We start from the raw sequence: 12,603 nt of genomic DNA on the forward strand, positions 1-12,603 counted from the left end.
GGACGGGCGTACCCGCCGTCCGGCCGTGGAGCTGCGGCGTGCCCTGCACCTGGGCGAGCACGCTCGACCGCAGCGCGGCGGGCGGCTCGGCCTCGACCACGAACGCCGCCAGCACGTCGCGGTACTCGTCCAGCGCCCGGCGCGCGTCGGCGTCGGACGCCAGGAGCTGCTCGACCGCCTGACGCTCAGCGTCGTCGAGCGCTTCCATGGCGTACCCGGGCAGCAGGTCCCACACGTCGTCGGGCATGCCGCCCGGGCCGGTCGCAGTCGTCTGGTCAGACATGACGCACCCCCAGGCAGTCACGGAGCCGGTTGAGACCGTCGCGGATCCGGCTCTTGACGGTGGGCAGGGCCTTGTCGAGCTTCTCGGCGACCTCGCGGTAGGTCAGGCCGCCGTAGTACGCGACCACCACCGCCTCACGCTGCGTCGGGGTGAGCCCCTCGATGCACCGGCGCACGGCCGAACCCTCCAGGCGCCGCTCGACGTCCTCGACCACCACGTCCCGCGCCGTCTCGTTGGTGCGCAGGTCGGTGTCGCGCTGGTCCCGGTCGCGGTGCGCCTGCTCCGAGCGGACGCGGTCGACCGCGCGCCGGCGCGCGAGCGTCGCCACCCAGGTGCGGGCGGAGCCGCGCTCGGCGTCGAACCGCGAGGCCGTCTGCCACACCTCCACCATCACCTCCTGGGTCACCTCGGCCGCATGATCGGGATCACGCAGGATCCCGAGCGCCGCGCCGTAGGCTACCGGCCCCAGTGCGTCGTACACGGGCGCGAAGGACGCCGGGTCGCTGCCCGCACATGCGGCGAGCAGCGCGTCGACGGCATCGTGCGACGAGGTCCGGGTAGGTGGGGAAGCCACTGCCCCAGTCTGCCTCACGAACACCCTTCGTCCGGTCGGCGACATGGAGGTGGGTACGAACGGCCGGTCCAGCACGATGGCCATCCGGTCCTCACCACCCTCCGGAGCTCCGTACGCATCCTGCGCAGCGCCGGACGGCCCTGCTCAGGAGGTTCGGCGCCGAGCCGGTCCCGGATGGGGTGAGGCCTGCGTGACCCGCGTCACCAGTCGTGCACGGACCCGTCCTGCAGCCGGTTGACCGGCAGGTAGCCGGGCTCGTACGGGTGCGCGGCCGCCAGCTCCTCGTCCAGCTCCACGCCGATGCCGGGGGCCTCGCCCGGGTGCAGGTGACCGTCCTCGAAGGTGTAAGCGTGCCGGAAGACCTGGTTGGTCAGGTCGGTGTGGCCGGAGTACTCCTGGATGCCGAAGTTGTGGATCGCCAGGTCGAGGTGGATCGCCGCCGCCATGCCCACCGGCGAGATGTCCTCGGGCCCGTGGATCGCGCTCTTGATCCCGCGCTGCCCCGCGTAGTCGAACAGCTTCTTCATGGGGCTGACGCCGCCGAAGTGCGTGACGGCGGAACGCACGTAGTCGATCAGCCGGTCGTCGATCAGGGTCTGGTAGTCGAACACCGTGTTGAACACCTCGCCGATCGCGAGCGGGGTGGTCGTGTGCTGCCGCACCAGGCGCAGCGCCTCCTGGTCCTCGGCGGGCGTGCAGTCCTCCAGCCAGAACAGGTCGTAGGGCTCCAGGTCCTTGCCGAGCCGGGCCGCCTCGATCGGGGACAACCGGTGGTGCGCGTCGTGCAGCAGCGGCAGGTCCGGGCCGAACTCGTTGCGCACGGCCTCGAAGACCTTCGGGATGTGCCGCAGGTAGGCGGCGGTGTCCCAGTCCTCGACGACCGGGCGGGCGAGCACGTCCGGCGCCGAGCCGTCGTCCGACGTCGTGGTGTGCACGCCGTAGACCGAGGTGAGGCCCGGCACGCCGCTCTGGATGCGGATGCTCTGGTAGCCGCGCTCCTGGAGCGCCCGCACCGAGTCGAAGATCTCGGGCAGGCTGGAGCCGTTCGCGTGCCCGTAGGCGCGGATCCGATCGCGGCTCGCGCCGCCCAGGAGCTGGTACAGCGGCAGGCCGGCCACCTTGGCCTTGATGTCCCACAGCGCGACGTCGACGGCGGCGATCGCCGCCATCGTCACCGGGCCGCGGCGCCAGTAGGCGCCCCGGTACAGGTACTGCCAGGTGTCCTCGATGCGGTGCGGGTCGCGCCCGATCAGGAGCGGCACCACGTGGTCGCGCAGGTAGCTGACGACGGCGAGCTCGCGGCCGTTCAGGGTGGCGTCGCCGAGCCCGGTCACCCCGTCGTCCGTGGTGATCTGGAGCGTGACGAAGTTGCGGCCGGGCGAGGTGACGACGACCTTCGCGTCGACGATCTTCATGCGGAAACCTTCTGTCGGTCGGGCGGGGAGGAGTTGGTACGGGCGTCGGCCCTGGACGGTGTCAGCCCTTGGTGGCGCCGGCGGTGAGGCCGGCCACGAGGAAACGCTGCCCGAAGATCGCGGCCAGCAGCACCGGCACGGTCATCAGGGTCGCGGCCGCCATGAGCCCGCCCCAGTCGGTGCTGGCGTAGGACATGAAGTTGAACAGCAGCACGGGCATCGTCATGGTGCGCTCGTCCGCGAGGATCAGCGCGAAGATGAAGTTGTTCCAGCTGAAGATGAACGCCAGCACCGCGGCGGACGCCGTGCCCGGCGCCGCGAGCGGCAGCGCGATCCGCAGGAACGCCCCGAAGGCGGACAGGCCGTCGGTCCGGGCGGCGTCCTCCAGCTCGACCGGAAGGCTCTCGAAGAACCCGATCATGATCCACAGGATCAGCGGCACCGAGACGAACATGTGGCTCAGGATCAGCACCAGGTGGCTGCCCACCAGGCCGAGCTGCGCGAACATGTAGTACCAGGGCACGAGCAGCGAGATCGCCGGGATGATGCGGGCCACGAGCACGATCGAGCCCGTGCGGCGCATCCGGAACCGGCCCACCGCCCAGGCGGCCGGCACGGCGACGACCACGCTGAGCGCCGTCGAGACGACGCCGACCAGCATGGAGTTGCCGAACGAGTGCACGAGAGCGCCGTCGGCCAGGACATTGCGGAAGTTGTCCCAGGTGGGCGAGAAGACCAGGCCGACCGTCGGGTCGGTGACCTGCACGTTCGTCTTGAAGGCGGCCGCGATCATCCAGATGATCGGCAGCGAGATCACCGCGCACACGACGGTGATCAGCACACCGCGCAGGACGCGGAAGGTGGTGGTGGCGCTCACGAGGCGCTCCTCTCGGTGCGGCGCCGCAGCACTACCACGACCGCGACGATGAACAGCGTGAACAGGACCAGCACCGCGGAAGCCAGGCCGTACTCCTGGTAGTCGAAGGTGAGTCCGTAGGCGTAGACGTTCAGCGTCTCGGCCTCGAAGTCCGAGCCGCCGCCGGGTCCCTTGGTCGCGTAGATCAGGTCGAACGTCTTCAGGGCGTCGACGCCGCGGAGCACGAGAGCCGTCAGGATCGTGGTGCGCAGCATCGGCAGGATGATGTGGACGAACCGCTGCCAGGCGTTGGCACCGTCGACGCGGGCGGCCTCCTCAGGCTCCTCGGGCAGCGTGGTCAGGCCCGCGAGCAGCAGCACCGTCATCATCGGGGTCCACTGCCACACGTCGATGAGCATCAGGGTGGGCAGCGACTGCGACACCGAGCCGAGGAACTCCTGCGGCGGGACGCCCACGAAGCCGAGCAGGTGGTTGGCGATGCCGTTGGTCGGGTCGAGGATGAGCATCCACAGGATGCCGATCGCGACCGGGGTGGCCAGCAACGGCACCATCAGGATGGTGCGGACGATCTCCATGCCGCGGAACGCCTTGCGCATGAGCATCGCCAGGGCCAGGCCGAGCACGGTCTCCAGCACGACGGCGCCGAGCGTGAACGCCACTGTGCGGCCGACGGCGGGCCAGAACCGGCGCGTGTCCGTCAGGGCGTCGGCGAAGTTCTGCAGGCCCACGTAGGAGCTGCCCGCGTTCACGGCGCCGAACGCGTCGGTGAGGCTGAGGTTGATCGTGAACGCCAGCGGGAACGCGATCATCAGGCCCACGAAGCCGAGGGCCGGCGCGAGCAGGGCCCACTTGAGGCGGCGGTTGGCCTGCTCGAACGTCACGAACGGCTTGCCGGACGGCGCAACGCCGCGGGCGCTCTTGCCGGAGCCGGAGCCGGAGCCGGCGGCGGCGCGAGTCGTGGTCGTCGTCGTCATCAGAACTCCTGCTGACGGTTGTCGCGGACGAGGAAGTCGTTGAACTCGGCGTCGGCGTCCGCGGCCACGGAGGCCACGTCCTCGCCGACGATCCCGGAGACCAGGGGGCGGCCGACGATGTCGCGGGCACGGCCCACCTGCATCACCTCGGGGCGGTCGTGACCCACGCCGTTGGCGGCGTTGACGCGCATCGCCTCGGCGAGGTCGGCCGGGAACGACGCGAGCGTGGCCGGGTCGTCCCAGACCGACTGGCGCGCGCCCGGGATGCCCTCGGACTGCAGGCGGGCGACCATCTCCGGGCTGGAGGCCCAGCGGACGAACTCCCAGGAGTCGTCGCGCAGCAGCGAGAACTCGTTGACCGCCAGGCTCCACGACGGGATGTTGTGCGGCACGGAACCCGCCTGACCTGCGGGGAAGGGCGCGAAGCCTACGGTGTCGGTCACCGTGGAGATCGAGTCGTCGAGGAAGTTGCTGTAGATCGCGTCCGCATCGACGTACATCGCCGCCTTGCCCTGCGCGAAGATCGGCATGGCCTGCTCGAGGCTCATGTTCGTGGCGCCGGGCGGGCCGGCGTCGTGCAGCAGGCGGCCGTAGTACTGGTACGCCGCGATCGCCTCGGGACTGCCGATGCCCGACCGGCCGTCGACCGTGAAGTCGCCACCGAACGAGTAGAGGAAGCTGGACCACTGCGTCACGGCGCCGCTGCGCTGGCCGCGGCCGACGAACCCGAAGAACCCCTCGCTGCGCCGCTGGAGCTCCAGGGCGATGTCGAGCATGTCGTCCAGGGTCGCCGGCGCCCCGCCGAAGTCCTCGAGCAGGTCCTTGCGGTAGTAGAGCGCCGGACGCTCGGTGACGACGGGGACGCTGACGGCGGCGCCCGCGGTCACCGACCGCTCGCGCGGGGCGTCCTGGAAGTCGGTCCAGCGGTAGTCGGCATCGCCCTCGACCCGGTCCGTCAGGTCCGCGATCCAGCCGTTGCGGGCGAACAACATCTGGTCCTGCAGCGGCCGGATCGTCATGACGTCGATGTCCGTGGCCGAGGCGTTGAGCTTGACGTTGAAGCTGGAGGTGAGCTGGTCGGCGGTGAGCATCCGCATGGTCACCCTGCGGCCGATGCGCTCCTCGAGCTCGGGCAGGTAGCGGCTGATCGCCTGCGTCCAGACGTGGTTGATCGCGAGCACGCGCAGCGGGGCGTCCGGGCTCGCCGTCTGGGGGCCGCGCGAGCAGGCGGCCAGCACGGACGCCGCGGCGAGCACGCCGAACGACCGTCGGCTCAGCTCGAGGACGCGCCTGGGCCTGATGGCTTGAGTCATGGGATTCCGTCACACCTCCATGTGTGCACGAGCAAGATTCGCAAGTGGTCCAACTGGTAGGACCAGTTGGACGCTAGCACGGCGCACGGGGTGGTTCCAAAGGTGCTGGGTGTGCCCGACAGGGCTGCCGGGCTACCGCCCCAGCAAGGTCTCGATGTGGCGGGACGCCATCAGGTCCAGACCCACGTCGAGGTCCGGGCCGTAGGTGCGCAGGCCGAGCGCGAGGTGCTCGCGCATGCGCTCCCGCGCGAGCGCGACGTCGCGGGCCTGGATGGCCTCGACGATCTCCGGGTGGTGCGGCACGCCGGGCTCCCCGATCCGCGGGTCGGAGTTGGAGCGCAGCATCATCTCGAACATCATGCCGCCGATCGACGCCAGCATGGTCCGCAGCACCGGGTTGCCGCAGGCGGCGGCGATCGCGTCGTGGAACCGGAGGTCCTCGCGCGCCTTGTCTACGACGTCGCCGGCCGACTCGACGCGGTCGAGCGCCTGGACTATCGCGTCGATCTGCTCGTCCGTCGCCCGCTCCGTCGCCAGCCCCGCGATCTCGACCTCCAGCGGGATCCGCGCCTCGATGAGCTGGCGGACCGTCGGGCGCTCGGTGCGGTAGAGCGCGTCGTAGCCGCGCGCCTGTGCGGAGGACTGCTCGGCGACGAACGACCCGCGGCCCGGCGCCACCTCGATGAGGTCGGTGGCCTCCAGCCGGCGCAGCACCTCGCGGATCACGTTCCGGCTCGCCCCGAACTGCACCGCGAGCTCGCGCTCGGACGGCAGCTTGGCACCGACGGGCCACTCGCCCGCGCGGATCCGCTGCTCGAGCTGGCGGGCGATGTGCTCGGTGAGCAGGCCCTTGCGGCCGGTCGCGCCCGTGTCCCGGGTGTCCGACGGCGGCACGAAGGGGGAAGTCATGCGTCGAGGATAAGCACCGTCGGGGCAGGTCCGGACCCGGACGGCCTCAGCACTGCTCGTACGCGTACGCCTCGTCGTCGGGGCCCACCAGGTCGCGGTCGCGCAGGATCGTCAGCGGCGCGCGGTCCGGGTCGGCGCAGACGGCGTCGAACCCGTCCGGGAGGTTGTCGGTGTACTCGATCTGCAGCACGTGCTGCCCGTAGACGTCGGTGTACTCGCCGCACTCGGCGTACGCCCCGCACTCCTCGGTGACGGCGAAGTCGAACCCCAGCTCGTGCCCGTCCGTCGTGGCCTCCGCGGCGTTCTTCTGCCCGATGGCGAGGCCCACCCCGTGCGCGAGGTCGATGTACGCGCTCGCCAGCGCCAGCGCGGCGTCCTTCTCGATCAGCCCGGTGTCGGCGTCCGTGAACCGCGTCCACGTGTCCAGGTTGTCGATCTCGACGGCGGAGAACCCGGCGTCGGCGCACCGGGTGATCACAGGGCCGAGCAGGTCGAGGATGCGGTCGCGGCCGTCCTCGGTCGACGGGTCCAGGATGTACTCGTCGGGCCAGTCGGGGTCCACGACGAGCTCGCCCGCGGCGTCGTGCAGCAGCAGGTCCTCGTGGTCGCCGAGCCAGAGGTCCGCCTGGTCGGGCTGGGTCTGGAACCCGTTGACGTAGCAGACGCCGTAGGCGCCGTCCGCGGGCTCCGCGGTGGCGTCCCGCACGACGACGTCCAGGCCGCCGTCCGGCTCGTAGGCCGTGCCGAGCTGGTAGTCGAACGTGCCCGACGTCGGCGGGAGGGTCACCTCGGCGTCCGACCCGGCGCCGGGCTCCGAACCGGAGCCGGCCGTGGCCGACGCCGTGCCGGGGCCGGCCCCCGGGTCCGCCGTCGCGCCGCCCTGGCAGGCCGAGAGCGTGAGGGCGACGAGCACGGCGAGGATCAGCTGAGGCATCCGCCGATCGTAACGAGGCCGCTCCCGCCCACGGATCGCCGGGACCTGCCGGACGGCGTCCGCCCATCTGCTTCGAGGCCTAAGTTTCTTCGCTTTGCGCGGCCGCAAAGCGAAGAAACTTAGGCCTCGAAGGCGAGAGTGGCGCACAGCCTGGGCCGCCCCGGCGGGTCAGCCCGCGACGGCCTCGGCGATCGGCGTGTCGCCGTTGCCGAACTCGATGGTCCGGCCCACGGTGCTGTCGTCCAGCAGGACGGCGGCGATCACGCCCGCCACGTCGGCGCGCGCGACGCGCCCGTCACCCGGGTCGGCCACCGCGATGAGCCCGGTGGGCTCGTCCATCGTGAGCGGGCCGGGCGCCAGGATCGTGTAGTCGAGCCCGGTGCCGCGCAGGTGCTCGTCGGCCGCCGTCTTGGACTCGGCGTAGGCGAAGAACGAGTTGTCCTCGGGCACACCGTGGCCGGGGCCCGCACCCAGGTAGGACACCATCACGTAGCGGCGCACCCCGGCGGCCAGCGCGGCGTCCATCGACCGGATCGCGGCGTCACGGTCGACGGCGTAGGTGCGCGCGGGGTTGCCGCCGCCCGCGCCGGCGGACCAGACCACGGCGTCCTGCCCCTTCACGAGGTCGGCCAGGCCGGCCGTGTCGAGCTGCTCGACGTCGGCGACGACCGCCGTCGCACCGGTGGCCGCGACCTCCTGCTGGTGGTCGGGGTTGCGGAAGACGCTGGTGACCTCGTCACCCCGCTCGACGAGCAGGGGCGCGAGGCGCAGCGCGATCTTTCCGTGGCCGCCGATGATCAGAACGCGGGACATGGTGCTTCCTTCCGTCAGGTTCCGCACCAGGCTATGCCGCCGCGGCGGTCACGACAGGTGGGGCCGCACCGCGTCGAGGGCGTAGTCCATGAGCGCCCGGCCGAGCCGCGCGTCCCGCGCCTGGGCGCTGGGCTCGGCCAGGACGCCCTCGTCGAAGTAGTCGCCCGGCCGGGCCGGTCCGGTGAGCGCGGCCAGGACGTTGTCCGCCCCGCGCCGGACCGACACCCCGCCGATGTTGAACATCGCGTGCAGCAGCGGGGTGCTGATGACACCGGGGCTCAGGCTCACGGGCGTGACGCCGGTCCGGCCCGCCAGCCAGCGCGTGTAGAGGATGATCGCGAGCTTGGACCGGGCATAGGCCCGGACGGCGTCGTAGCTGCGCTCCAGCTCGATGTCCGCCAGGTCGAGGTCGGTCATCTCGTGCGTGGCCGACGCGAGGTTGACCACCCGCGCGTCGTCCGCGAGCTTCGGCAGAAGCTCCTCGGTGAGGAGGACCATCGCCAGGAAGTTCACCTGGAGCGTGCGTTCGTGCTTGTCCGGCGTGACCTGCCGGGTGGTCGGCCCCGGTATGCCGGCGTTGTTGATCAGGGCGTCGACCGGGCCGCCCGCGATCCCGGCCATGGAGCGGGCCGCCGCGGCGACGTCGTCGAGCCGCTCGAAGTCGCACGGCACGTAGTCGACCTTGGCAGCGCCCTCGGTGAGGACGTGCAGCACCGGGCGCACCATGTTCTCCGGCTCGGGCCCCTGCACGATCACGTGCCGCACCCGGCCCACCAGCTCACGGGCGGTCTGGAGCCCGATGCCGCCCGTCGCACCGGTGACGATCACGGTTGATTCGTCGGAGATCATGCCGCTCCTCATCGCTCACGTGCGTCGAGCGTATGCACCACTTTCCCCGCGGTCACCCCTGTTGTGCCGGTTTCACCCTGCCCAGGCGCGAAGGGGCCGTCCAGGGCGGCCCAGTGCAGGAGCACGATGGTCTTGCCGTCGGCGATCCGGCCGTCCCGGACCATGGCCAGGGCCTCCGCGAACGGGACCTCCAGCACCTCGATGTCCTCGCCGTCCTCCTCGAGGCCCCCGCCGGCGCCGGTCCGGTCGGCGGGGGTGTAGGGGGCGGCGAAGAAGTGCAGGCGCTCGGTCACGGAGCCGGGGCTCATGTAGGCGTCCAGGACGTGGACCAGCTCCCCCAGCGTGACGCCGAGCTCCTCCGCGCTCTCGCGCCGGACGGCCGTGACGGGGTCGTCGAGGTCGAGGAGCCCGGCCGCCGCCTCGACGAGCATCCCGTCGGGGTGGTCGTTGACGTAGGCGGGGTAGCGGAACTGGCGGGTGAGCAGCACGACGCCGCGTTCGACGTCGTAGGGCAGGACGACCGCGCCGTTGCCGCGGTCGTAGGTCTCGCGCTGCTGGGTCTCCCAGCGGCCGTCGCGGCGGCGGTGGTCGAGCGTGGTGCGGCGCAGGACGTGCCAGCCCTGCGAGGTGAGCTCGACGTCGCGGACCACGATCGCGGGGTTGCGGTCCAGGCCGCGTCCCGCCTGGTCGAGACCGGTGCGGCCGCGATGGTCGGGGACGTCGACGCCGGGGCGGGCCGTCATGCGCTCACCTGGGCCTCGCGGCGGGGGATCTCGGCGACGTCGTGGTAGACGGGCAGGCCCCGGCGACGGGCGATGGCCACGTCCTGGTCGGCACCGGCGGAGTCGCCGGGCAGGCGGAGGACGGCGTCGCAGCGGGCGAGCAGGCGCTCGGCCGCCGGGTAGAGGACCTCGTCGGCGAGGGGGTCGGTGGGCCTCGCGCCGGCGGCGCGCAGGACGGGCAGCGCCACCCACTCGCCGATCATCGGGATGTGTCCGGCGGCGAAGACCGGCCAGGCGGCGGCCTCGAGGCGGACGAGGTTGGCGGCCATGGCGCTCGGGTCGCCGTCGGTGCCGGAGCGGTAGGGGCCGGCGATCAGGATCATCTGGGGTTCGTCGTTCACGGCTGCTACATTACATGCAGAAACGTGCAACAATGGGAGAGAACAAGAGAGATGCTGGCTGCGGAACGACGGGACCACCTGCTCGGACTACTCGCTCGCGAGGGCAAGATCGTCGCCAAGGACGTCGCCGCGGCCCTGGGGATCTCCGAGGACAGCGTGCGGCGCGACCTCCGCGACCTCGCGGCCGAGGGACTGGTCCAGCGGGTCTACGGCGGCGCGCTCCCGGTCTCGCCGGCGGTGGTCGACTACGCGGCACGACAGACCGTCGCCCCGGACAGCAAGCGCAGGGTGGCCGCGGTGGCCGCCGGGCTGGTGCGCCCGGGCAGCGCGGTCATCCTCGACGGCGGGACCACGGCCCTCGCCGTGGCACAGGCCCTCCCACCGGAGCTCGAGTGCACCGTGATCACGCACAGCCCGACCATCGCCGTGGCCCTGCTGGACCACCCGACGGCCGAGGTCTTCCTGCTCGGCGGCAGGGTCTTCAAGCACTCGGCGGTCGCCTACGGGGCAGCGGCCGTCGAGGCCGCGCAGAACGTCTCCGCCGAGGTCTGCCTGATCGGCGTCACCGGTGTCCACCCCGAGGCGGGCCTGACCACCGGCGACGCCGAGGAGGCCGCGATGAAGCGGGCGCTGGCTGCGCGCGCCGCGGACACCTACGTCCTGGCCTCGGCGGAGAAGATCGGGACGGCCTCGCGCTACCGGGTGCTGCCCTGGGCGGAGGTCAGCGGCGTGATCACCGACGCCGCCCCGGACGACGCCGTCGTCGAGCAGGTCACGGGACAGGGCGTCGAGGTGCTGTTCGCCGGGTGACGAGGCCCGCGAGCCTCTGCGAGCCGCTCAGGCCCCCTGCCGCTCCGCCTGCTTCCGGAGCAGCTCCTCGACCGGGGTGGGCAGCGTCGTCTCGAAGTCGATGAGCTTGGCCCAGGTCGGGGTGACCACGATCCGGTACATCGCGTCATAGAGCGACCGCACACCGGCCTCCCACTCGACCCGTTGCTCCGGGGTCATCTCGTAGCTGCTGTTCGCCTCCAGGTACTCGTCCGGGATGCCGTCGACCAGGTCGAGCTCCGCCCGGCCCCGGATCAGCAGGATCGTCGGCGGGTGCACCTCCGTGTCGATCGTCAGGGCGACCGCCGGGTTCGCCCGCAGGGCGGCGAGCTTCGGCGCGTTGGTGGGCGTGCACATCACGATCTCGGCGCCGTTCCAGGAGAACCCGATCGGTACGTTGCGAGGCGTGCCGTCCGTGGCCACGTAGGCCAGCCGCGTGATGTCGCGGGCGAGCATCTCCTGACTGAGGGGGCGGTCCAGGATCTCGGCGATCTCGTGCGGTTCCATCGGTATCACTCCATGCGTTCGCGCGGCCCGGGTGGCTGCTGGTATCCCTGGGACGGAGCCGCGACCCCGTTCTCGACACCGAGGGAAGACGATGACCGACCAGCACCTGCCGGACGCCCAGACGATCGAGACCGTCCTCGCGTCCCAAGGGGGCGCGTGGGGCCGCGGGGTGCAGGTGCTCTCGGTGCGCGACCTGTCCCAGGGGCTGAGCCGGGCTGCGGTCCTGCGAGTCTGCGTTGCGGTGCCGTACACGGAGCCGTCGGTGTGGATCGTCAAGGTCCCCGGCTGGGGCCAGCCGTCCCTGCTCGAGTCGCGCGACGATCAGCTCGACCACCGCGAGGCGCACTTCTTCCGGAGCGGCGTGACGGGCCTGCTCCCCCGAGGGACGACGGCGCCGCCGCACGTGACCGTGGTCGGCCACAACGGCCTCGACTGGATCATCATGCGCGACGTCGACGCCGTGCTGCAGCAGAGGTGGACCCCGGCCAACGCGATCACGGCAGCCGAGCGCGTCGCGCTGCTGCACCTGCCGGCGGACGGCGAGCCCGGCCTGCTCGACGCCCCCTGGCTGGAGCGGGCGGGTTACGCCGCCTACGCGCACCACGTGCCGGACGCCCACGACAACCTGGAGGCGCTGGCCGCCGACCCGCACCTGCGGACGCTGTTCACCCCCGAGCAGGTCGACGCGCTGCACGCCGGCCTGGAGGCCGCGCCGCACCTCGCGGCACGTGCCGCCGAGATCCCGACCACGCTGGTCCACGGCGACCTCACGCCCCGCAACGCGGGCCTGGATGCCGACGGCGGGCTCGTGCTCATCGACTGGGAGCACGTCGGCGTGGGGCCGGTGGGCTACGACCTCGGCACGTTCGTCTCGATGTACCGGGCGTTCGGTGGCCACGGCGAGCTGGACGAGCCGGCCGTCCTCGAGGCCTACGGCGAGACCCTCAGCACCCTGGCCGGTACCAACCTGCGAGCGCCCGCAGCCCTCGGCTACGCCGTCGCCCACCTCACGTGGGGACTGCACCTGCGCCTGGGGCCCGGCCTGACCGCCGTGCGCCAGGGGCTGAACAGCGACGCACCCGCGAAACTCGCCGCGCACCTCGACGACATCCGGTCCGGCTGCCTGCGCGCGCTGTCCTGGGCGCCCGTGACCCATGCCGTGACCGCGGGCCGCTGAGCCGTTCGCCCCCGGCCACGCCGCGGG

Annotated in this window: 14 protein-coding genes and 1 pseudogene; 2 read left to right on the forward strand and 13 right to left on the reverse strand. The window is 71.9% G+C overall.

Features of this window, described 5'->3' with window-relative positions; translation table 11 throughout:
- The 12 genes and pseudogenes from PROKR_RS36630 to PROKR_RS29430 form a co-directional block, all read right to left on the reverse strand.
- Positions 1-283: pseudogene (locus PROKR_RS36630) on the reverse strand (hypothetical protein); the annotation flags it as partial.
- Positions 276-857, reverse strand: coding sequence for an ECF RNA polymerase sigma factor SigK (gene sigK / locus PROKR_RS29380; RefSeq protein WP_036971310.1), 582 nt, complete (start codon positions 855-857; stop codon positions 276-278). The gene sigK and the pseudogene PROKR_RS36630, both read right to left, overlap by 8 nt.
- A gap of 200 nt (positions 858-1,057) precedes the next feature.
- Positions 1,058-2,272 carry a D-mannonate dehydratase ManD gene (gene manD / locus PROKR_RS29385; protein ID WP_036971264.1) on the reverse strand — a complete coding sequence of 405 codons (1,215 nt, stop codon included), beginning with the start codon at positions 2,270-2,272 and terminating at the stop codon, positions 1,058-1,060.
- A 61-nt stretch (positions 2,273-2,333) separates the two neighbouring features.
- Positions 2,334-3,149 carry a carbohydrate ABC transporter permease gene (locus PROKR_RS29390; RefSeq protein WP_036971267.1) on the reverse strand — a complete coding sequence of 272 codons (816 nt, stop codon included), beginning with the start codon at positions 3,147-3,149 and terminating at the stop codon, positions 2,334-2,336.
- Entirely contained in the window at positions 3,146-4,123 is a 978-nt protein-coding gene (locus PROKR_RS29395) for a carbohydrate ABC transporter permease (RefSeq protein ID WP_036971270.1), read from the reverse strand. Before PROKR_RS29395 ends, PROKR_RS29390 begins: the two co-directional genes overlap by 4 nt.
- On the reverse strand, positions 4,123-5,436 hold the full coding sequence (locus PROKR_RS29400) for an extracellular solute-binding protein (protein ID WP_051433493.1): 1,314 nt from the start codon (positions 5,434-5,436) through the stop codon (positions 4,123-4,125). The genes PROKR_RS29395 and PROKR_RS29400 overlap by 1 nt, the downstream gene beginning before the upstream one ends.
- A 132-nt stretch (positions 5,437-5,568) precedes the next feature.
- Complete coding sequence (locus tag PROKR_RS29405) at positions 5,569-6,345, reverse strand: FadR/GntR family transcriptional regulator (RefSeq protein ID WP_051433494.1); 777 nt, start codon at positions 6,343-6,345, stop codon at positions 5,569-5,571.
- Positions 6,346-6,391: 46 nt separating this feature from the next.
- On the reverse strand, positions 6,392-7,279 hold the full coding sequence (locus tag PROKR_RS29410; protein WP_036971272.1) for an endo alpha-1,4 polygalactosaminidase: 888 nt from the start codon (positions 7,277-7,279) through the stop codon (positions 6,392-6,394).
- A gap of 168 nt (positions 7,280-7,447) precedes the next feature.
- Entirely contained in the window at positions 7,448-8,092 is a 645-nt protein-coding gene (locus PROKR_RS29415) for an SDR family oxidoreductase (protein WP_036971275.1), read from the reverse strand.
- Positions 8,093-8,140: 48 nt separating this feature from the next.
- A complete protein-coding gene (locus tag PROKR_RS29420) occupies positions 8,141-8,941 on the reverse strand; it encodes an SDR family NAD(P)-dependent oxidoreductase (RefSeq protein ID WP_051433495.1) in 801 nt (266 codons plus the stop codon).
- An 8-nt stretch (positions 8,942-8,949) separates the two neighbouring features.
- Entirely contained in the window at positions 8,950-9,684 is a 735-nt protein-coding gene (locus PROKR_RS29425; RefSeq protein WP_051433496.1) for an NUDIX domain-containing protein, read from the reverse strand.
- Entirely contained in the window at positions 9,681-10,064 is a 384-nt protein-coding gene (locus tag PROKR_RS29430; RefSeq protein ID WP_036971278.1) for an NUDIX hydrolase, read from the reverse strand. Before PROKR_RS29430 ends, PROKR_RS29425 begins: the two co-directional genes overlap by 4 nt.
- A 24-nt stretch (positions 10,065-10,088) precedes the next feature.
- Here PROKR_RS29430 and PROKR_RS29435 point away from each other — a divergent pair, with 24 nt between their 5' ends.
- A complete protein-coding gene (locus PROKR_RS29435; RefSeq protein ID WP_425414959.1) occupies positions 10,089-10,874 on the forward strand; it encodes a DeoR/GlpR family DNA-binding transcription regulator in 786 nt (261 codons plus the stop codon).
- A gap of 27 nt (positions 10,875-10,901) precedes the next feature.
- On the opposite strand, the gene PROKR_RS29440 is transcribed toward PROKR_RS29435, so the two are convergent.
- Positions 10,902-11,399, reverse strand: coding sequence for a pyridoxamine 5'-phosphate oxidase family protein (locus PROKR_RS29440; protein ID WP_036971285.1), 498 nt, complete (start codon positions 11,397-11,399; stop codon positions 10,902-10,904).
- Between the two features lie 91 nt (positions 11,400-11,490).
- Between PROKR_RS29440 and PROKR_RS31165 the strand changes: the two genes are divergently transcribed.
- Positions 11,491-12,576: a phosphotransferase gene (locus PROKR_RS31165; RefSeq protein ID WP_051433497.1), complete on the forward strand. Its 1,086-nt coding sequence runs from the start codon at positions 11,491-11,493 to the stop codon at positions 12,574-12,576.
- Positions 12,577-12,603 lie beyond the last annotated feature (27 nt).

The sequence above is a fragment of the Promicromonospora kroppenstedtii DSM 19349 genome, assembly GCF_000515355.1.
In the GTDB taxonomy this organism is placed as follows: domain Bacteria; phylum Actinomycetota; class Actinomycetes; order Actinomycetales; family Cellulomonadaceae; genus Promicromonospora; species Promicromonospora kroppenstedtii.